At 66.0% G+C, this 21,226-nt stretch carries 17 protein-coding genes; 12 read left to right on the top strand and 5 right to left on the bottom strand.

What is annotated here, in order from left to right:
• Positions 1-12: 12 nt before the first annotated feature.
• Positions 13-642, top strand: coding sequence for a TetR family transcriptional regulator C-terminal domain-containing protein (locus CFE35_RS06780; RefSeq protein WP_292929307.1), 630 nt, complete (start codon positions 13-15; stop codon positions 640-642).
• Here the strand turns inward: CFE35_RS06780 and CFE35_RS06785 are convergent.
• From CFE35_RS06785 to CFE35_RS06795, 3 genes are all read right to left on the bottom strand, one after another.
• Positions 623-2,026, bottom strand: coding sequence for a M20/M25/M40 family metallo-hydrolase (locus CFE35_RS06785; RefSeq protein ID WP_292929308.1), 1,404 nt, complete (start codon positions 2,024-2,026; stop codon positions 623-625). The two genes, CFE35_RS06780 and CFE35_RS06785, sit on opposite strands and share 20 nt — an antisense overlap.
• 97 nt (positions 2,027-2,123) lie before the next feature.
• Complete coding sequence (locus CFE35_RS06790; protein WP_292929310.1) at positions 2,124-2,990, bottom strand: p-hydroxycinnamoyl CoA hydratase/lyase; 867 nt, start codon at positions 2,988-2,990, stop codon at positions 2,124-2,126.
• Between the two features lie 421 nt (positions 2,991-3,411).
• A complete protein-coding gene (locus CFE35_RS06795; protein WP_292929312.1) occupies positions 3,412-4,407 on the bottom strand; it encodes an NADPH:quinone oxidoreductase family protein in 996 nt (331 codons plus the stop codon).
• Between the two features lie 303 nt (positions 4,408-4,710).
• On the opposite strand from CFE35_RS06795, the gene CFE35_RS06800 reads away from it, so the two are divergent.
• Genes CFE35_RS06800 through glgX form a run of 6 tightly spaced genes read left to right on the top strand, consistent with a single transcriptional unit; the run spans position 4,711 to position 15,443 of the window.
• Complete coding sequence (locus tag CFE35_RS06800) at positions 4,711-7,101, top strand: glycogen/starch/alpha-glucan phosphorylase (protein ID WP_292929882.1); 2,391 nt, start codon at positions 4,711-4,713, stop codon at positions 7,099-7,101.
• Entirely contained in the window at positions 7,098-9,284 is a 2,187-nt protein-coding gene (gene glgB, locus CFE35_RS06805; RefSeq protein WP_292929314.1) for a 1,4-alpha-glucan branching protein GlgB, read from the top strand. The genes CFE35_RS06800 and glgB overlap by 4 nt, the downstream gene beginning before the upstream one ends.
• Before the next feature lie 34 nt (positions 9,285-9,318).
• Entirely contained in the window at positions 9,319-10,578 is a 1,260-nt protein-coding gene (gene glgC, locus CFE35_RS06810) for a glucose-1-phosphate adenylyltransferase (protein WP_292929316.1), read from the top strand.
• A gap of 10 nt (positions 10,579-10,588) precedes the next feature.
• Positions 10,589-12,040 carry a glycogen synthase GlgA gene (gene glgA / locus CFE35_RS06815; protein WP_292929318.1) on the top strand — a complete coding sequence of 484 codons (1,452 nt, stop codon included), beginning with the start codon at positions 10,589-10,591 and terminating at the stop codon, positions 12,038-12,040.
• Entirely contained in the window at positions 12,037-13,665 is a 1,629-nt protein-coding gene (locus CFE35_RS06820; protein ID WP_292929320.1) for an alpha-D-glucose phosphate-specific phosphoglucomutase, read from the top strand. Before glgA ends, CFE35_RS06820 begins: the two co-directional genes overlap by 4 nt.
• Positions 13,662-15,443, top strand: coding sequence for a glycogen debranching protein GlgX (glgX, locus tag CFE35_RS06825; protein WP_292929322.1), 1,782 nt, complete (start codon positions 13,662-13,664; stop codon positions 15,441-15,443). The genes CFE35_RS06820 and glgX overlap by 4 nt, the downstream gene beginning before the upstream one ends.
• Here glgX and CFE35_RS06830 read toward each other — a convergent pair.
• Both CFE35_RS06830 and CFE35_RS06835 read right to left on the bottom strand, forming a co-directional pair.
• Positions 15,423-16,127, bottom strand: a complete 705-nt coding sequence (locus CFE35_RS06830; protein WP_292929324.1) for an alpha/beta hydrolase — start codon at positions 16,125-16,127, stop codon at positions 15,423-15,425. The genes glgX and CFE35_RS06830 overlap by 21 nt on opposite strands.
• Complete coding sequence (locus CFE35_RS06835) at positions 16,127-16,408, bottom strand: hypothetical protein (protein ID WP_292929326.1); 282 nt, start codon at positions 16,406-16,408, stop codon at positions 16,127-16,129. The genes CFE35_RS06830 and CFE35_RS06835 overlap by 1 nt, the downstream gene beginning before the upstream one ends.
• A gap of 78 nt (positions 16,409-16,486) precedes the next feature.
• Here CFE35_RS06835 and CFE35_RS06840 point away from each other — a divergent pair, with 78 nt between their 5' ends.
• Genes CFE35_RS06840 through CFE35_RS06860 form a run of 5 tightly spaced genes read left to right on the top strand, consistent with a single transcriptional unit; the run spans position 16,487 to position 21,148 of the window.
• On the top strand, positions 16,487-17,260 hold the full coding sequence (locus CFE35_RS06840; protein ID WP_292929328.1) for a polysaccharide deacetylase family protein: 774 nt from the start codon (positions 16,487-16,489) through the stop codon (positions 17,258-17,260).
• Positions 17,257-18,429 (top strand): glycosyltransferase, encoded by a 1,173-nt coding sequence (locus CFE35_RS06845; RefSeq protein ID WP_292929330.1) that lies wholly within the window; start codon positions 17,257-17,259, stop codon positions 18,427-18,429. Before CFE35_RS06840 ends, CFE35_RS06845 begins: the two co-directional genes overlap by 4 nt.
• A complete protein-coding gene (locus CFE35_RS06850; RefSeq protein ID WP_292929332.1) occupies positions 18,422-19,420 on the top strand; it encodes a hypothetical protein in 999 nt (332 codons plus the stop codon). The genes CFE35_RS06845 and CFE35_RS06850 overlap by 8 nt, the downstream gene beginning before the upstream one ends.
• Positions 19,417-19,947, top strand: a complete 531-nt coding sequence (locus CFE35_RS06855; protein WP_292929334.1) for a DUF2141 domain-containing protein — start codon at positions 19,417-19,419, stop codon at positions 19,945-19,947. Before CFE35_RS06850 ends, CFE35_RS06855 begins: the two co-directional genes overlap by 4 nt.
• A gap of 10 nt (positions 19,948-19,957) precedes the next feature.
• Positions 19,958-21,148 (top strand): glycosyltransferase, encoded by a 1,191-nt coding sequence (locus tag CFE35_RS06860; RefSeq protein WP_292929336.1) that lies wholly within the window; start codon positions 19,958-19,960, stop codon positions 21,146-21,148.
• Positions 21,149-21,226 lie beyond the last annotated feature (78 nt).

The raw sequence follows: 21,226 nt of genomic DNA on the forward strand, positions 1-21,226 counted from the left end.
AGATTGTGCAAGATGAAAGCGCCTTCCACCTCAGCAACCGGCCATCAACCGGCCTTCCGCCGACAGGAGCCCGACGCCCGGCGGCTGGCGCTGATCGAGGCTTGCGCAAGGGTGCTGGCGCGCGCGGGAGCGGCGGGCGCGAGCGTGCGGGCGATTGCGGTGGAGGCCGGTGTCTCGCCCGGGCTGGTCAGCCATTATTTCAGCGGAATCGAAGCGCTTGTCGCTGCGACTTACGCGCATGTCGAAGGCGCGGTGGCCGAAACGCTGGACCGCGCGGTGGCGGACGCAGGGCCGGAGCCGCGTGCCCGGCTCGATGCGTTCGTGACCGCGAGCTTTGCGCCGGGCATCGCCGACCGGCAACTGCTGGCCACATGGATCGCGTTCTGGAGCCTCGTGACCGCGCGGCCCGCTATCGCCGCGCAGCATGACGAGCAGTATTCCGGATCGCGCGCGCGGCTTGAGGCGCTGCTGGGCGATTGCGGCGTGCCGCCGGACGAGCAGCGCCGCGCCGCGATTGCGGTGACGGCACTGGTCGATGGGCTGTGGCTGGAACTGTGCCTTTCGCCTGGCTGCTTCAGCGCGGAGGAAGCGGGCGATATCGCGCGCCGCTTCCTCGATACGCTTATTTCGCCAGATCAGTGACGAGGCTGAGGTAATAAGTCACGCCGGGGCGGATGTTTTCCAGCCTGACACGCTCGTTGAGGCCGTGCGAGAATTCCTCGCTGTCCTTGGTGAACGTCGGGCTCGCGCCATAGGCCGGGATGCCGAGGCGACGGAAATACATGCTGTCGGTCGCGCCCGAGCTTTGCGAGGGGACCACCGCGATATCCTTGCCCCACGCCTTGCGGATCGCCTTGGTGGAGGCGGCAACGAAATCGGGGCGCATCGGCGAGGCGTCGGTTTCGAACGAGCCTTCGGTCACGTCGGTGATCTTGACCTCGGGCATGGCGATCACGCGCGAAAGCTCGTCCATGATCTGCGCGAGGGTGTGGCCGGGGAAGATGCGGCAGTTGATGAACGCGGCGGCGCGCTGCGGCAGCGCGTTGAGCGCGTGGCCCGCCTCGGCCATTGTCGGCACGCAGGTGGTGCCGACTTTGCCGACCGTAGCCGGGTTGGCGCGCAGCACCGCGATGGCATTTTCATCGGCGATATTGGCGGCAAAGGCGCGCATGGCGGCGGCGATCTTCGGATCGGTCTCAAACGCGGCGGCCTGCGTGAAATAGGCCTTGGTCAGCGGGTTCTGTTCGGCCGGGAACTTGTAGGCCCCGACCTTCACCAGCGCAGCGGCCAGCTGCACGATGGCGTTTTCGGGCCTCGGGGCCGAGCTGTGGCCGCCGGGGTTGGTGACTTCGAGCTTGAAATCGCCGTAGGTCTTCTCCGCGCCGTCCCACACCCAGTAGAGCGGCTTGCCGGTGGCATCATCGAATTTGCCGCCGCCTGCATCGGCATTGATGACGAGTTCGGCGTTCTTGAGCTTTTCGGAAAGGATGCCGGTGCTCTTCATCACCGTTTCCTCGTCGCCCGAAAACTCGATGACGATGGAGCGGCGCGGCTTGAAGCCGGAGCGGCGCAGTTCGATCAGCGAGGCGACCGCGACCGCCCCGTTGAACTTCATGTCGGTCGCGCCGCGGCCATAGAGCACGCCGTCTTCCACCACGGGGGTGAAAGGATCGCGCTGCCAATCGGAGGGCTTGGCCTCGACCACGTCCATGTGGCCCGAGATGACGATGGGCTTGAGCTTGGGATCGCTGCCGGGCCACGTGGCGATGATGTAGGCAGTATCGTCGACCGGGGTGATCTCGATATCGCTGTCCTTCCAGCCGCCCGCGATCAGTGCCTGCTTGTAGAGATTGGCGACGTCGATGGTGCGGTTGTTTTCGCCGCGCACCGAGCGCATGGCGATGGACTTTTTAGCCAGATCAAGCACTTGCGCTTCAGCGGCAGGGTAGCCTGCGGGGGCTGCGGCAAGGACCGGCAGCGGGGCGAGCGCAAGGACGGAAGCGAGGGCGAGGCGGGAAAGGGACATGGTGTGGGGGGACTCCTGAAGTCCCTCCACCCTTCCCGCGTCTGAGTGGCGGCGCAAGCTGTTTTGTTGAGAGGGGCGCGGGTTGCGCCCCTCCCCCTCAGTCCTTGACCTTGGTCACGTCGAAGGTTTCAAGCCCCGGCTTGAAGCTCTTCTCGTCGAGGAACTGGCGCGTCGCTTCCTTGCGCGCGGCGGCGCCGCCGAAGCTGTGGAGCGCTTCCTGCGCGCGGATCTGGTATTCGAGACCGTTGTCGTAGGTCATGTCGACCATGCGGCGCATCGTCCACTTGGTGGCGCGCAGGGCGTGGCTGTCCTTCTTTTTCAGGACATTGGCCACTTCGAGCACGCGCTCGCGCAGCTTGTCGGCGGGCACGGCTTCGGTGACGAGGCCCTGCGCTTCGGCTTGCTTGCCGGTGAGGTTTTCGCCCATCATCGCGTGGTACATCGCCTTGCGGAACGGCATCAGTTCCTGCGCGACCTTCGACGCGCCGCCGCCCGGCAGGATGCCCCAGTTGATTTCGGAGAGACCGAACTGCGCATCTTCGCTGGCGATGGCGATATCGCAGCCAAACAGCGGGCCATAGCCGCCGCCGAAGCACCAGCCGTTGATCATCGCGATTGTGGGCTTTTCATACCAGCGCAGACGCTCGAACCAGCCGTAGCTTTCACGCTGCGACTTGCGGATCGCGCCGAGGCCGAGCGCCTCGGTCTCGCGGAAGTATTCCTTGAGGTCCATGCCGGCGGTCCAGGCCTCGCCTTCGCCGGTAAGCACCAGCACACGCACGTCATCGCGGAATTCCAGCTCTTCGAGCACCGCCTTCATGCGGCGGTTGAGCTTGGGGCTCATGCAATTGCGCTTCTCGGGGCGGTTGAAGGCCACCCAGGCGATGCCGTCTTCCACGCAGAAAGCAACGGTGTCTTCCTCGGCGCGATCCGGCTTGGGGGCGATGGGGGTTTGGTCGTTCACGGCGTGTCCTCTCGGGTGCAACTGGGTGCGATGGGTTATGCCTTATAACACTTCGCGAGTCGGCGCAATGTCGGGTCTGCGCCGATGTGGCGCGGGGTGAAATCGCGGACCAGGTGGTTTCAGCCGCAACGGATCCAAAACCTGCACAAAAGGACAGAGTAGCGGAGCAGCGCCCTGTGAACGCTCACTGCATACGAATGCAGCAATTGATTATAATGCAAAATTCACCGCTTTAAATCGCTTGAAACCGCGTTTTTGCGTGAGTGAAGTGCAATTAGTGCAACTGCAACGCTGTGTTTCGCACTTGCGAAGACTCGGGGTGGGGCGCACTAAGAACCCGCCTTTCAGGCATCCTCTCCCAAACTTTCAAAGGGCCATCCGGCAACGGGTGGCCCCTTTTTTTGGTCTGGTTCCGGGAGGGTCAACCGTGCGGCAGGATCACCGTTCTTCCGATCACGCGCCGCTCGCGCATCGCCAGATAGGCCTCGCGCCAATCCGCCAAGGGCTCGGCGGAATGGACATGCGGGCGGATGCGGCCCTCTTCGGCAAGGCGCATCACGGCAGCCATGTCCTCCCGCCCGCGTTCGGGGAAACGGCGGCCATATTCGCCTGCGCGCACGCCGACGACCGAGAAGCCCTTGATCAGCGGGATATTGGTGCGCACTTCGGCGATGCGGCCGCCCGCGAAGCCGACCACCAGCAGGCGGCCGCCGAACGCGGTGTAGCGGCAGGCTTCATCGAACACATCGCCGCCAACGGGATCGTAGACAAGGTCTGCGCCGCGCCCGCCGGTGAGTTCGAGGATCTGCTTGCGCAGGCCGGTGGGGCCAGCGAGGACATGATCGGGCGCATAGAGGCGCTGGATGGCCTCGCGCTTTTCGGCGCTGGAAGCCACCGCGATGACGGTGAGGCCGAGCGCCTTGCCGAGATCGACGGCGGCGAGCCCGACCCCACCCGCCGCGCCGTGGACCACCAGCGTCTCGCCCGGCTGCGCCTGACCGATGCGCGCGATGGCGGTGTAGGCGGTGATATAGGCGGCGCGCAGGGCGGCCCCTTCGGCAAACGACAGGCCTTCGGGCAGCGGCGTGAGCGCGGCATCGGCGAAAACGCCGTACTGCACGACGGCCCCTGTCAGCGTGGCGACGATCACCTTGTCGCCCGCCTGCCAGCGGCCCCCCTCACCGGCCTGAACGACGACGCCCGCCGCTTCCATGCCCGGCACGAAGGGCAGCGCAGGTTTGGCCTGATAAAGCCCCTCGGTCATCAGGAGATCGGGAAAGCCGAGCGAAGCGGCCTCGATGCGCACCAGCGCGGTGCCGGGGGCGGCTGCGGGCATCGGGCGCTCCACCAGCGCGAGCCCGGCGAGATCGGGCGCGAGGGCCTGCACTTCGAGCACATGCATGGTAGCCTGAGACATCGGGTGCAATCCTCTCGTTAGCTCTTGTCTGCGCTCCTATGCGAAGGCTGCGGCCCGGCTGCAATCGTATTCCTGCCTTGTAATACCATTGCGGGAACGCCGCGTGGCGTCTGATCGCTTGCGGCGGGCTGCATCCCTCGCCTAGGCTGCTGCTCGTAGAGCCGGGGGAGGCTGGACAGCGAAAGGGTTGATGGTGGGCCGAGGGCCGCACAGCGCCCCGTGCCTTGCCATGCCCGGCAGGTGGAGTGATGTTCCGTGCGCCTCGACGAGAAAACCCGCAACGCAGACGGCGCCAGCCCGGACATGCAAGCCCATATCCTCGATGTGCTGCGCAAGCGCGTGGGCAAGGATGTGCATTCCGCCACGCCGAATGACTGGTTCACCGCGACGGTGCTGACACTGCGCGACAAGGTGATCGACCAGTGGATGGAATCGACGCACCGGACCTATGAGGCTTCGGGCAAGCGGGTCTATTACCTCAGCCTCGAATTCCTGATCGGGCGGCTGCTGCGCGATGCGCTTTCGAACATGGGCCTGACGCGCGAAATGGAAAAGGCGCTGCGGTCCTACGGGTTCGATCTTTCGACCATCGAAGATCTGGAGCCGGATGCGGCGCTGGGCAATGGCGGCCTCGGGCGGCTGGCGGCGTGCTTCATGGAAAGCCTCGCCAGCCTCGATATCCCGGCTTACGGCTATGGCATCCGCTATGTGAACGGCATGTTCCGCCAGCGGCTGGATGATGGCTGGCAGGTGGAACTGCCCGAAACCTGGCTGAGCCACGGCAACCCCTGGGAATTCGACCGCCGGGAAAGCGCCTACCGCATCGGCTTCGGCGGCGAAGTGGTGGACAAGGCGGGCCGCGTGGAATGGGTGCCGGCCGAGCAGGTCGAGGCCTCCGCCGTCGATACGCCGGTGGTCGGCTGGCGCGGCAAGCGGGTCAACACGCTGCGGCTGTGGACCGCGAGCGCGCTCGATCCCATTCGCCTCGATGCCTTCAACGCGGGCGATTATGCCGGCGCGCTGGCCGAGGAAGTGCGCGCCGAAACGCTGGTGCGCGTGCTCTATCCGGCGGATTCCAGCCCCGCCGGGCAGGAACTGCGGCTGCGGCAGGAGTATTTCTTCACCTCCGCTTCGATCCAGGACATCGTGCGCCGCCACGTGCAGACGCACGGCGACATCGCCAGCCTGCCCGACAAGGCGGCGATCCAACTCAACGATACGCACCCGGCGGTGGCCGTTGCGGAAATCATGCGCCTGCTGGTCGATGTGCACGGGCTTGATTTCAACGAGGCGTGGGACCTGACGCGGCGCACCGTGGGCTATACCAACCACACCCTGCTGCCCGAGGCGCTGGAAAGCTGGCCCCTGCCGCTGTTCGAGCGCCTGCTGCCGCGCCACATGCAGATCATCTACGCGATCAACAGCCGCGTGCTGCGTGAGGCGCGCAAGAGCGGGCTGAACGACCGCGCGATTGCCGCGATCAGCCTGATCGACGAGGGCGGCGAGCGGCGCGTGCGCATGGCCAACCTCGCGTTCGTGGGCGCGCACAGCGTGAACGGCGTGGCCGCGCTCCACACCGATTTGATGAAATCGACGGTCTTTTCGGACCTCCATTCGCTCTACCCCACGCGGATCAACAACAAGACCAATGGCGTGACGCCGCGCCGCTGGTTGCAGCAGTGCAATCCGGGACTGACCGGCGTGATCACCGATGCCATCGGCCCCGCCTTCCTCGATGATGCGGAAAAGCTGGCCAGCCTCAATGCCCTCGCCGGCGATGCCGCGCTGGGTGAGCGGATCGCAGAAGTGAAGCGCGCCAACAAGGTCGCGCTGGCGAACTATGTGCGCCAGACGATGGGCATCCGGCTCGATCCCGATGCGCTGTTCGATGTGCAGATCAAGCGCATCCACGAATACAAGCGCCAGCTGCTCAATCTGATCGAGACGGTCGCGCTTTACGATCAGATCAGGAGCCACCCGGAGCGCGACTGGGTGCCGCGCGTCAAGATCTTCGGCGGCAAGGCGGCTTCAAGCTATCATAACGCCAAGCTGATCATCAAACTGGCGAGCGACATCGCGCGGCGGGTGAATGCCGATCCTTCGGTGGGCGGCCTCCTCAAGGTCGTGTTCATGCCGGACTACAACGTTTCGAAGGCCGAGCGGATCATTCCGGCGGCGGACCTTTCCGAACAGATCAGCACGGCGGGCATGGAAGCCTCCGGCACCGGCAACATGAAGTTCGCACTCAACGGCGCGCTGACCATCGGGACACTCGACGGCGCGAATGTCGAGATCAAGGACCGGGTGGGCGACGAGAACATCGTGATCTTCGGTCTGACGGCGGACGAAGTCGCCGAAAAGCGCGCGGGCGGGTATAACCCGCGCGCGGTGATCGAGGCGAGCCGGGAGTTGCAGCAGGCGGTCTCCGCCATCGCGACCGGCGTGTTCTCGCCCGATGATCCGACGCGCTATGCCGGGCTGATGGGCGGCCTCTACGACCACGACTGGTTCATGGTCGCGGCCGATTTCGATGCCTATCACGCCGCGCAGCGCCGGGTGGACCGCTTGTGGGAAGACCAGGCCGGGTGGCGCGAAAAGGCGATCCGCAACATCGCCAATGTTGGCTGGTTTTCGTCCGACCGGACCATCGGCGAATATGCGCGCGATATCTGGGGGGTCAGTTCCACGTCATGAAGCCCTCCCCCGCTGCGCTCGAAGCCCTGCTGAACGGAACGCATGCTGATCCGTTCGCCCTGCTGGGCATTCACGATGGACCGGGCGGCGCATTTGCGCGGGCGGTGCTGCCGGGGGCGGAGACGGCGGAAGCGCATTCGTTAGGCGGCGAAGCGCTGGGCGCGCTGGTGCGGATCGATGCGCGGGGATTGTTCGAAGGCCACGTTTCCGGATCGCGCCAGCCGGTGAAGTATCGCTGTACGGCGGCGGGCCACGATTGGTGGGCGACCGACGCCTATTCGTTTGGCCCGGTGCTGGGGCCGCTCGATGATTTCCTGATCAATGAAGGCACTCACCTCAGGCTGTTCGACAAGCTGGGCGCGCATGTCATCGAGCATGAAGGCGCGGCAGGCGTGCATTTCGCCGTCTGGGCACCCAATGCCGAGCTGGTTTCGGTGGTCGGCGATTTCAACGATTGGGACGGGCGGCGCCATCCGATGCGGCGGCGGGCGGATATCGGCGTGTGGGAAGTGTTCCTGCCCGATATCGAAGCCGGGCGCGCCTACAAGTACCGCGTGGTTGGTCCGGGCGGCGCAGTGCAGCCGCTCAAGGCCGATCCCTTCGCGTTCCGCTCCGAACTGCGACCCGCCACGGCCAGCGTGATCGCCGCGCCCGATGCCCATGAATGGGGCGACGATGCGCACCGCGCGAACTGGGCGAAGATCGACCCGCGCCGGGTGCCGATTTCGATCTACGAGGTCCATCCCGGATCATGGCGGAAGCCGGATGATGCCAATAACGGGGGCCGCGAGTTCTACAGCTGGGACGAGCTGGCGGACCGGCTGATCCCTTATGTGATCGAGATGGGCTTTACCCATATCGAGTTCCTGCCCGTCTCCGAGCATCCCTACGATCCCAGCTGGGGCTATCAGACCACTGGCCTGTTCGCCCCCTCTGCCCGCTTCGGCGAGCCGGAAGGCTTTGCGCGGTTCGTCGATGGGGCGCACCGCGCGGGCGTGGGCGTGCTGATCGATTGGGTGCCCGCGCACTTCCCGGTCGATACGCACGGGCTGGCGAAGTTCGACGGGACCGAACTTTACGAGCACGCCGACCCGCGCCTTGGCTTCCATCCCGATTGGCAGACCGCGATCTACAATTTCGGGCGGCGCGAGGTTTCGAGCTTCCTGGTCAACAACGCGCTGTTCTGGGCCGAACGCTATCATGTCGATGGGCTGCGCGTGGATGCGGTCGCCTCGATGCTCTACCGCGATTACAGCCGCAAGGCGGACGAGTGGATCCCCAATGCCGAGGGCGGGCGCGAGAATTGGGAAGCGGTGAGCTTCCTGCAGGCGATGAACCGCGCGGTCTATGCCAGCCATGCGGGGTTCCTGACGGTTGCGGAGGAATCGACCAGTTGGCCGGGCGTGACTCAGCCCACCGACGCCAGTGGCCCGCCGCGCGGCGGCCTTGGCTTCGGGTTCAAGTGGAACATGGGCTTCATGCACGATACGCTGGCCTACATGGCGCGCGATCCGGTGCACCGGCGCCATCACCATGACGAGATCACCTTCGGGCTGATGTATGCCTTCAGCGAGAACTTCGTGCTGCCGCTGAGCCATGACGAAGTCGTCCACGGCAAGGGTTCGTTGCTCGGCAAGATGAGCGGCGCGGATGCCTGGCAGAAGTTTGCCAATTTGCGCGCTTATTACGGCCTCATGTGGGGCTATCCCGGCAAGAAGCTGCTGTTCATGGGGCAGGAGTTTGCGCAAGGGCGCGAATGGAGCGAGGCGCGCGGGCTGGACTGGTATCAGCTCGATCTGCCCGAACATGCTGGCGTGCAGCGCTGGGTGAAAGACCTCAACACTGCCTACCGCACGTTGCCAGCGCTCCACGCGCGCGATTGCGAGGGCGAAGGGTTCGATTGGCTGGTGGTCGATGATGCCGCAGCCTCCGTGTTTGCATGGGCCCGCAAGGCGCCGGGCGCGCCGACGGTGGTGGTCGTGAGCAACATGACGCCGACGCTGCACAGCCATTACCGCCTGCCGATGCCGCGCGATGGCTACTGGCGCGAGGCGCTCAACAGCGATGCGGCGATCTATGGCGGATCGGGCCAGGGCAATCTGGGCGGCGTGAAGGCTGAGGACGGCGCGGCGCTGGTCGTGCTGCCGCCGCTATCAACGATGATGTTCGTGTTCGAGGAATAAGAACAGGGCAACGAGGGAACGAGGGAGAAGCTTGATGCGCGATACTTACGCTCAGCCGCTGGCGCGTGATGCCATGGCCTATGTGCTGGCAGGCGGGCGCGGCAGCCGCTTGTACGATCTTACCGACAACCGCGCCAAGCCTGCGGTCTATTTCGGCGGGGTCAGCCGGATCATCGACTTTGCGCTTTCGAACGCGATCAATTCGGGCATCCGGCGCATCGGCGTGGCGACACAGTACAAGGCGCATTCGCTGATCCGCCACATGCAGCGCGCGTGGAACTTCATGCGGCCCGAGCGTAACGAGAGCTTCGACATCCTCCCCGCCTCGCAGCGCATTTCCGAACATGCGTGGTATGAAGGCACGGCGGATGCGGTTTACCAGAACCTCGACATCATCGCGAGCCACGCGCCCAAGTACATGGTGATCCTTGCGGGCGATCACATCTACAAGATGGACTACGAGCTGATGCTGCAGCAGCACGTGGCATCGGGCGCGGACGTGACCATCGGCTGCCTTGTGGTGAAGCGCGAGGAAGCCAAGGGCTTTGGCGTGATGGCCGTGGACAAGGCCAGCGTGATCACCGATTTCGTGGAAAAGCCCGAAGATCCGCCCGCGATCCCCGGTGATCCGGAGCATTCGCTGGCCTCGATGGGCATCTATGTGTTCGACACCAAGTTCCTGTTCGAGGCGCTGCGCCGCGATGCCGCCGACCCGAACTCCAGCCGCGATTTCGGCAAGGACATCATCCCCGACATCGTGAAGAACGGCAAGGCCGTGGCCCACCGCTTCACCGACAGCTGCATCCGCGCGGCGGAGGAAATCGGCGAATACTGGCGCGATGTCGGCACGCTGGACGCCTATTTCGAGGCGAACCTCGACCTCACCGACGTGGTCCCCGCGCTCAACATGTATGACCGCGAGTGGCCGATCTGGACCGATCAGGTCGTGGCCGCGCCCGCGAAGTTCGTCCACGATCAGGAAGGGCGGCGCGGCATGGCGATTTCCTCGCTGATCTCGCAGGATTGCATCGTCTCGGGCGCGATTGCGCGGCGTTCGCTGCTGTTCACCGGCGTGAAGATGGGCTCATTCTCCAGCGTCGATGAAGGCGTGATCCTGCCCTATTGCAACATCGGGCGCGGGGCGCGGCTTTCGCGCGTCATCCTCGATTCCGGCGTGCGCATTCCGGAAGGGCTGGTGGTGGGCGAAGACCCGATCCTCGACGCCAAGCGGTTCCGCCGCACCGAAAACGGCGTGTGCCTGATCAACAAGGCGATGATCGAGCGGCTGAAGTGAGGTTGCCGGCATGACTCTGGCCGTCCTCTCCGTCGCCTCCGAGGCGGTGCCGCTGGTCAAGACCGGCGGGCTGGCCGATGTGGCGGGCGCGCTGCCCGAGGCGTTGGCGGCGCATGGGGTGACCATGACCACCCTGCTGCCCGGCTATCCGGCGGTGATCGCAGCGCTCGGCAAGAAACCCAAAGCGGTGCACACGTGGGCCAGCCTGCTGGGCGAACCCGCGCGGCTGCTGGCGGGCAAGCTGGGAGAGCATCCGCTGCTGGTGCTCGATGCGCCGGGTTATTTCGCGCGCGGCGGCGGGCCATACGGCGATGCGACGGGGCGCGATTGGGGCGATAATGGCAAGCGCTTTGCCGCGTTTGGCCGCGCGGCAGCGGATGTCGCGGGGGGCGTGGTAAAAGGCCTGACCTTCGATCTCGTCCACGCGCACGATTGGCAGGCGGGGATGGCGCTGGCCTACCAGCGGTTTGCGCCGGCAGGACCGCAATTGCCTTCGGTCATCACCATCCACAACATGGCGTTTCAGGGGCATTACGGCGCGGACTTGTTCCCCGCGCTGGGGCTGCCGCCGCAGGCCATGGCGATCGACGGGATAGAATATCACGGCGGGATCAGCTTCCTGAAGGCGGGGCTTGCTGCCGCGAGCCGGATCACCACCGTCAGCCCAACCTATGCGCGCGAGATCCGCGAGCCGGGCTTCGGCATGGGGCTGGAAGGGCTGATCCGGGGACGTGAGGCGGATGTCAGCGGGATCGTCAACGGGATCGACACGGGCGTGTGGAACCCGGCGAGCGATGTAGCGCTGAAGGCCAGCTACACCGCGAAATCGCTGGGCAAGCGCAAGGCGAACAAGCGCGCGCTGGAGGCGGAATTCGGCCTTGAGCAGGGGGATGGCCCGCTGTTCATCGTCATCAGCCGGTTGACGTGGCAGAAGGGCATGGACGTGCTGCTCGAAGCCGCCGACCACCTTGTAGGCATCGGCGGGCGGCTGGCGCTGCTGGGATCGGGCGATGCGGCGCTGGAAACCGGATTTCACGCCGCCGCCGCGCGCCATCCCGGGCGGATCGGCGTGCGGATCGGCTATGACGAGGCACTTTCGCACCGGATGCTGGGCGGTGGTGACGCGATTTTGGTGCCGAGCCGGTTCGAACCGTGCGGGCTGACGCAGCTTTACGGCCTCGCCTACGGCTGCGTGCCGGTCGTCAGCCGCACCGGCGGTCTGGCCGATACGGTGATCGACGCGAACCTTGCCGCGCGCGTGGCCGGGGTGGCGACCGGCGTGCAGTTTGACGGGGTGCGCTGGCAGACCCTTGCCGATGCGCTGAACCGGACCGTGCAGCTATACCATCAACCCGGTGTGTGGAACGCCGTCCAACGTGCCGGGATGAAAGCCGATTTCTCGTGGGGCCTCAGCGGGCAGGCCTATGCCGATCTCTACAAGAGCCTGACGGAAACGCCATGATCCAGACCATTCCGACAACGCCGTTCACCGACCAGAAGCCGGGCACTTCGGGCCTGCGCAAGAAAGTGCGCGTGTTCGCGCAAGCAAACTACGCGGAGAACTTCATCCAGTCGGTGTTCGATGCGGTCTCGCCCGCACCGGGCTCCACGCTCGTGATTGGCGGCGACGGGCGCTATCACAACCGGACGGTCATTCAGGCCGCGATCCGCATTGCGGCAGCCAATGGCTATGGCCGCGTGCTGGTGGGCCAAGGCGGCATCCTTTCCACTCCCGCCGCCAGCCACGTGATCCGCAAATATGGCGCGAGCGGCGGGCTGATCCTTTCCGCCAGCCACAACCCGGGCGGGCCGGACGAGGATTTCGGCATCAAGTACAACATCGCCAATGGCGGCCCCGCGCCCGAGGCGATCACGGATGCAATCTTCGCACGGACCACGGTCATCGACCGCTGGCTGACGGTGGAGGCGGCGAACGTCGATCTCGATACGCTGGGCGTGCAGCAAGTCGCGGGCATGGCGGTCGAAGTGATCGACTCTGTGGCCGACTGGGCCGATCTGATGGAAACGCTGTTCGATTTTCCCGCGATCCGCCGCGCGGTGGCGGGTGGGCTGACGATGGCGTTCGATGCGATGCATGCCGTCACCGGCCCCTATGCCACCGAAGTGCTGGAAGAGCGGCTGGGCTTTGCGCCCGGCACCGTGCGGAACGGCGTGCCGCTGGAGGATTTTGGCGGGCATCACCCCGATCCCAACCGGGTCCATGCGCACGAACTGTTCGAGACGATGTTTGGGCCGGATGCGCCCGATTTCGGCGCGGCTTCGGATGGCGACGGCGACCGCAACCTGATCGTGGGCAAGGGCATCTTCATCACCCCGTCTGACAGCCTCGCGATGCTGGCAGCGAACGCGCACCTTGCGCCGGGCTATGCACGCGGCCTTGCCGGGATCGCGCGTTCGATGCCGACCAGTGCGGCGGCGGACCGGGTGGCCGAGGCGCTGGGCATTCCGGCGTTCGAGACGCCGACGGGCTGGAAGTTCTTCGGCACCCTGCTCGATGCCGGGAAAGCCACGATCTGCGGCGAGGAAAGCGCGGGCACCGGATCGGACCACGTGCGCGAAAAGGACGGGGTTTGGGCGGTACTGCTCTGGCTCAACATTCTGGCCGCGCGGGGCGAAAGCGCTGCGGACATCGCGCGGGCGCACTGGGCCAAGTTTGGCCGCAACTACTATGCGCGGCATGATTACGAGGCGCTGCCGAAGGATGTGGCCGAGGCCCTGATGGCAGCGCTGGAGGCATCCTTTCCGACGCTGCCGGGCAAGGCGTTCGGGCCGCTCACGGTGGAGACGGCGGACAGCTTTGCCTATACCGATCCGGTCGATGGCTCGTTCAGCGCCAATCAGGGGCTGCGCGTGCTGTTCGAGGGCGGCTCGCGGATCGTGCTGCGGCTTTCCGGCACGGGCACGCAAGGCGCGACCTTGCGGCTCTATCTGGAGCGCTATGAGCCCGCTGGCGGCACGCTTGATGCCGATACCGATGCGATGCTGTCTGAACTGATTGCCGCCGCCGAAGCGATTGCCGGGATCGCCGCGCGCACGGGACGCAGCGCACCTGATGTGATTACATGACCCTGATTTCGGTGCGCGCACCGCGTGCCGAGGCGGTTTCGCTGTGCCTGTTTGATGGCGAGACGGAGACCCGCGCGGCGATGACGCGGCGCGGGGATGACTGGATCGCACAGGCCCCTCCCCCCGGCACGCGCTATGGCCTGCGCGCGGCTGGAGAATGGGCGCCCGAGCGCGGGCTGTGGTTCGATCCGGCCAAACTGATGGTCGATCCGCGCGCGGTGGAGCTGGACCGGGCGTTTCAGTTTAGCCCGGTGCTTTCGGAATACGGTGTCGATACCGCGCCGCTGGTGCCGCGCGCGGTCATGCCCGGCGCGCTGCCAGAAGTGCCGCTGGGACCGCCCGTTTTCACGCGCGGGGGGCTGATTTACGAGGTCAACGTGCGCGGGCTGACCATGCTGCACCCGGGTGTGCAGCAGGCGCAGCGCGGGACGGTGGCGGCGCTGGCGCATCCGGCGGTGCTGGCGCATCTCGAAAAGCTGCACGTGAGCGCAGTGGAACTGATGCCGATCACGGCGTGGATCGACGAGCGTCATTTGCCGCCGTTGGGGCTGAGCAATGCGTGGGGCTACAATCCGGTCGCGCCGATGGCGCTCGATCCGCGACTTTGCCCGGGCGGCGTGGCGGAACTGCGCGAGACGGTGGCAGCGCTGCACGCGCGGGGGATCGGGGTGATCCTCGATCTGGTGTTCAATCACACCGGCGAAAGCGACATTCGGGGGCCGGTGCTGAGCTTTCGCGGGCTGGACAACGCGGCCTATGCCCACAACGCCGATGGCAGCCTCATCAACGATACGGGCTGCGGCAACACGCTGGACTTTGCCAATCCGGCGGTGCGCGCGCTGGTGGTCGATACGCTGCGGCATTTCGTGCAGCATTGCGGCGTGGACGGGTTCCGCTTCGATCTTGCCACCGTGATGGCGCGCGGACCGGGCTTTGCCGCGGACGCGCCGATCTTTGCCGAGATTGCCGGAGATCCGTGGCTTGCAGACCGCGTGATGATTGCCGAACCGTGGGATATCGGCCCCGGCGGCTATCAACTGGGGCGCTTTCCGGCGCACTGGCTGGAGTGGAACGACCGCTACCGCGACGATGTGCGGCGGTTCTGGCGGGGCGATGCGGGCGTGGGCCTGCTGGCAACGCGGATTGCAGGCTGCTCCGACATTTTCGGCAAGGACTGCCGCGCAGTGAACTATCTGGCGGCGCATGACGGGTTCACGCTGGCCGATACCTTGGCTTACGAACACCGCCGCAATCACGCCAACGGCGAGGACAATCGCGACGGGCACGGCGAGAACTTTAGCTGGAACAACGGCGTAGAAGGGCCGACCGACGATCCGGCGGTGCTGGCACGGCGCGGCGCACTGGCGCGGGCGATGCTGGGCACGCTGTTCGTGAGCACCGGCACGATCATGCTGACGGCGGGCGACGAGTTCGGCCGCAGCCAGCAGGGCAACAACAATGCCTACGCACAGGACAACGCGGTAACGTGGATCGACTGGGCAAACCGCGACCGCGCGCTGGAGGACCATGTGGCCGCGCTGGCGGCGTGGCGGGCGGCGCGGGACTTTGCGCAATTCCCCGCAGGCGGCGCATGGCGCGCGCTGGATGGGGCAGCGATGGACGCGGGCCGGTGGGAAGACCACCAGACGCAGGGCTTCAGCTGGACGGAGAAAAAGGAGGCGGCGCGAGCGAAGGGATTGAGGGTCGATCGCGCCGCCCCTTATGCCGGACCCGGGGTGAACGGGCCCGGAAACGGATCAGGCGTGTTGCCAGACTGACGCCGGATCGAACGCATCACGCGCAGCAGGCTGAGGGCGCGCAGCGGGCAAGGCGCGCGGGGTCTCCTGCGCCACTGGCAAGGGCTGCGGCAGGAGCGTGTTGAGCAGCACGCGGCCAAACGCCCAGTCGCCAAGCCCGGACGCTGCGTTGATATGGCCCACCTCCCCCGCATCGGCGAGGCGCGCATCCCAGCGGCGGGCAAGGCGGCGGGCCTGCGCCATCGTCAGGTAGGGATCGTTGCGGCTGGCGACGAGGACGCTGGGAAACGGCAGCGCGCTTTCGGGCACCGGCGCGAAACGCGTCAGGCGGCGATCGATCGGGCGGTCTTCCACATCGGGCGGGGCCACCAGCAGCGCGCCGATGACTTTGGCGCCTTCTGCCGGGCCGCCTGCCCGTGAACTTCCCGGTTGCTCGTATTCCGCCCACCATACCACGGCGAGGCAGCCAAGGCTGTGCGCGGCGAGAACGACAGGTCCTTCGGCGCGCTGGATCGCCAGATTGAGCTTGTTCACCCAGGTATTGCGGTGCGGATCTTCCCACAGCCCCAGATCGACCCGGCGGCAGGCGGGAAGCCGCGCTTCCCATTCGGTCTGCCAGTGGCCCGGGCCGCTGCCGCCAAGCCCCGGAACAGTAAGGATCACAGGCCGGATGGAACCATCCGAAACAAGGTTATCATAGGCCATCACATGTCTCCGCAGGAGGAAATGGCCGGTCGACTCGGTGTACGTCCCGACAAGGGCAACAATAACTCAACATAAACAGTAGACAATAGGCGAGCGACGAAGCGGGCGAGGAATTCGCCGACGTGTGATCGCATGCCTGCGCCGTCCCGTCGCAAGCGAAAGGACGGCGCCACATCCGCCATAGTTTGGCCGCATCGCTGCTTGCAGATGGCCGGGTGGATCGCCATCTGCGCCGCGCAAGGCAGCGCCAGCTGGCCCGTGCCGGAGGTGATCGTCGCCATGCCATGCCTCAGCCTGCCGCGAATACCATGCCGCCAATCTCTTGCGGCAGTGCAGCATAAAGTGATACCGGCGCGCGCATGACCAGCCCTGCGCGCCTTTTCAGCGGCCCTGACCGCCGCCTGCTGGTTTCGATCCACGATGTTTCGCCGCGGTTCGAGCGCGAGGTGGACATTCTAGCGGAGCGGCTGGCGCGCCATGTGGGCGCAGCGCGGTTTGCCATGCTGGTGATCCCCGATCACTGGCGCGGCGCGCCAATTGCCGGAAATGCGGCGTTTGCGGCGCGCCTGCGCGGCTGGGCCGATCAGGGCATCGAAATGTTCCTCCACGGCTGGTGTCACAAGGACGAGACGCCCGCGACGCAAGGGCTTGCCGCGATCAAGGGCAAGCACATGACGGCCGGCGAAGGCGAGTTCCTCAATCTGCCGCACGCCGAGGCGCTGGCGCGGATGCGCGAGGGGCGCGCGCTGGTGGAGGATGTGATCGGGCGCCCGGTGGCAGGCTTCGTCGCGCCCGCGTGGCTCTATGGCAAAGGCGCGCATGCAGCGCTGCGCGAACTGGGCTTTGCGCTGGCCGAGGACCACATGAAAGTGTGGCGCCCTGTGAGCGGCAAAGTGCTGGCGAAAGGCCCGGTGATCACCTGGGCGAGCCGAAGCAAGGCGCGGATTGCCAGTTCGCTGTTTGCCGCTTCGCTGGGACGGGCCGCCCTGCCCTTCACCCGCACGATCCGCGTGGCGGTGCATCCGGGCGACACCACGGTGCCCGCGCTGCTGGAGAGCATCGATACGACGCTCGCGCGGTTTGTGCGCACGCATCAGCCCTCGCGCTATGCCGATCTGGGCGCGGCGCCATGAATGCGCTGTCGGCGGACATTAGTCGGTTGACGCCCGCCGGTGCGCAGCCGCTGCGCGTGCTGACGTTTCTGCACGCCTTCGAGCCGGGCGGCGTGGAGCGCGTGGCGCTGCGGCTGCACGAGGCGTGGCGGGCGCAGGGGCTTGATGCGCGCCTTGTCATGGGGCGCACGGCGGGCGCGATGAAGCGCGAGTGGCCCGGGCTGGAGTTCGAGGTGCTCGGCAGCGAGCGCATTCCCAGCGCGGCGTGGGAGACGCTGTGGATGATCTTCCACCTGCCGCGCGCGATCCGACGCATCCGGCCCGATGTGCTGTTTTGCGCAGGCAATTCCTACACGATTGTCGCGGTGATGATGCGGCTGCTGCTGGGCCGCGCCTGTCCGCCGATTGTCGCCAAGATCAGCAATGACCTGGCGCGGCAGGACCTGCCCGCCCCGGCGCGGCCCTTTTACCGGGCGTGGCTGCGTATACAGGGGCGGATGCTGGACCGACTGGTGGGCATGGCCCCGCCGATGCGTGAAGAGATTGGTACGCTGATGCGCGCCGATGACGCGCGGATCGCGGTGATCGATGATCCTTCGCTGGCCGAAGCGGATATCCGCCGCATGGCCGCCGCGCGCGATGCAGCGCAGGCGGCCCCGCGCGTGCCCGGCAGGCGGTTCCTCGCCATCGGGCGGCTGGCGGCGCAGAAGAATTTCCCCCTGCTGCTGGACGCCTTCGCGCGTATCGCCGGGCCTGATGACCGCCTCGCCATCATCGGCGAAGGTTCGGAGCGGCGCGCGCTGGAAGCGCAAGCCCAGCGGCTTGGGCTTTCGGGCAAAGTGCGCCTGCCGGGGCATGTCAGCCCGCTCGATGCCGAACTCGCGGCGGCGGACGCGCTGGTGCTGTCCTCGGACTATGAAGGCGTTCCCGCCGTCGTGGCAGAAGCGCTGGCCGCCGGGCTGCCGGTGGTTTCAACGCGGTGCAGCGTGAGCATGGACGACATGCTGGTCGGCGGGCGGTTCGGCACACTGGTGCCGGTGGGTGATGTGGCCGCGCTGGCCGAGGCGATGGACAAGATTGCCAACTTGCAATTTGACGTATGCGCCGCGCGCGATCAAGCGCGGCGGTTCACCGTGGAGATAGCTTCGCATCGCTATCGCGCGCTGATGGAGGGCCTCGCCCATGCTTGAACCCGATGGCGAAGCAGGCCCCACGAAGGACAATCCCGCAATGGTTCCTCCCGAAGCGCTGACCGAAACCCTGCCCCCGGTATTGCCGACCACACTGCCCAGTGTCGCGCCGCTGGAGCGCAATCTGCGCAAGTGGAGCGCATGGCTCGGCCCGGCGATTTCGGTCGCCATCCTCGTCGCGGTGCTGTGGCAGCTGCGCAAGATCGATTGGGGCCAGGTCTGGTCGATCGTGCCGACGTCGCCGTGGATCTGGCTGGTGCTGGCCGCCAGCTATTTTGCCGGGCCGGTGGCGGACTGGATCATCTTCCGCAAACTGTGGGGCATTCCGGTTTCGGGCATTTTCCCGCTGCTCAAGAAGCTGATCGGCAACGAACTGCTGCTGGGCTATGTCGGTGAAGTCTATTTCTACGATTGGGCGCGCCGCCATGTGAAGATGGAAGGCTCGCCGTTTGGCGCGGTGAAGGACGTCGCGATCCTTTCGGCGCTGGCGGGCAATATCATGACCGTGATGCTGCTGATCTTCACCTGGCCGATCATCAGCCAGCTGGGGCTGGAGGGCGCGGGCACCGGCAATGGGCATGTGCTGGCCACCTCGATCGGCGTCGTGCTGGTCACCAGCCTTGTGATCATGTTTTTCCGCAATGGCCTGCTCAGCCTGCCCAAGGCCGATCTCGGCTTTGTGTTCGTCGTCCACACCTTGCGTATCGTGGCCAATACCGGCCTTTCCGCGCTGGCCTGGCACCTCATCCTGCCCGGCGTGGGCATCGCTTCGTGGCTTCTTTTCGCAACTGTTCGCCTGCTTCTGTCCCGTCTGCCGCTCATTCCCAATAAAGACATCGCCTTCGCCGGTATCTCGACCTTGCTCGTGGGCAGTCAGGTTCAGACTAGCGACATGATTGCCATGATATCGCTCCTGATCGTGGCAACGCATGTGGTGTTGTTCATGGGTTTGATGCTGCTTGATCTGGTGCAGAAGGAGAAGAATGCTTGAAACGGGTCATTTTCCTTGGCGGTATACTTACGCTGCTGACAGCAGCAGCGCCGATCCCGTCGACGCCCGACCTCGGCAAGGCGGAAGGCCAGTGCCGTCCGGGCGAAAGCGGGCCTGCGTTCCTTGTCGATCTCATGGGCCTCAAGGACCGCGCCGGGCGCGTGAAGATCGAAGTCTATCCGGCCAACGACACCGATTTCCTCGCCGATGACAACGTGCTGGTGATGGCGGGCAAGACCTTCCGCCGCGTCGAAGTGCCCGTGCCGGCCGAACCGGTGCCGCGCATCTGCGTGCGCCTGCCCGGCCCCGGCACCTATGCCGTCACCGTGCTGCATGACCGCAACGCCGACCGCAAGTTCAGCCTGAGCCACGATGGCATCGGCTTTTCCGCCAATCCGAAGCTGGGCTGGTCGAAGCCCAAGGCCAGCACCGTAGCGGCAAATGCGGGTGGCGGGCTAACCACATTGCGCATCGTGATGAACTACCGTACCGGCCTGTTCACGTTCGGGCCGCTCAAACGATCCTAGGGATTTGCGCATGAAGCTCGTTGATGTTTGCGCTTTCTACGCGCCGAAGGGTGGCGGCGTGCGCACCTATGTCGATCGCAAGCTCAAGGCTGGCGCCGCGATGGGCCACGAAGTGGTGATCATCGCGCCGGGCGAGGAAACGCGCGTGGAAGAGCGCGGACCGAATGCGCGCATCGTGTGGCTGAAGAGCACGTTGTTTCCGCTCGATTTCAACTACCGCTACTTCAGCGACGTGCCCGCGCTCTATGCCGCGCTGGACCGCGAGGCACCGGACATGGTCGAGGCCAGTTCGCCCTGGCGCAGCGCCAGCCTCGTCGGCGATTGGCCGGGCGCCGCGCCGCGCGCGCTGATCATGCACGCCGATCCGCTGTCTGCCTATGCCTACCGCTGGTTCGATGGCGTTGCCCCGCGCCCGGTGATCGACAAGGCGTTTGATCGCTATTGGCGGCACTTGCGCAAGCTCGACACGCAGTTCGACATGATCGTGAGCGCGAGCCAGGGCTTGTCCGACCGGCTGACAAATGGCGGCCTAGCGGGTGTGGTGACCAATCCGATGGGCGTCGACCCCGGCGTGTTTGCCCCCGCGCACCGCGATGCGCGGCTACGCAAAGGCCTGCTGGAGCTGTGCGAACTGCCCGAGGACGCGACGCTGTTGATCGGCGTGGGCAGGTTTGCGCCGGAAAAGCGCTGGCCGATGCTGGTCGACGCGGTGACGGCGGCGGGTACGCGCCGCCCGGTGGGCATGGTGCTGGCCGGGCAAGGTCGCGATCTCAAGGCCATCGAAAAGCGCATCGGCGGAAATCCGCATATCCGCATCCTTGCGCCGATCACCGACCGGGCCGAACTGGCGCGCGTGATGGCAAGCGCGGATGCGCTGGTGCACGGCTGCGAGGCGGAGACGTTCTGCATGGTGGCTGCCGAAGCGCGGGCCAGCGGCCTACCGCTGATCGCGCCCGATGAAGGTGGCGCGGCGGATCAGGCGCGGGCTTCTGCGGGGTGGATCTACGAATCCGCCAATGCTGCGGCGGCGGCAGAGACCATCGTGGAATACTGCATCGCGCGCGAGAGCGGCCTTGATGGCCCGCGTGCCGAGATCCCTGCCCCGCGCGTGATGGACGACCATTTCGCCGAACTGTTCGCCAGCTATGAGCGGCTCGTTCAGGCAGCAAACAACAAGCCCGGCCCGCGCCGAGCGGCATAAAACGCCCGCGCCGAGCGGCTTAGAACGCCCACGCCAAGCGGCAAGACCCAACGAAAACGGCGGCCGGATCACTCCGGC

It is taken from the genome of Novosphingobium sp. PASSN1 (genome assembly GCF_002278815.1).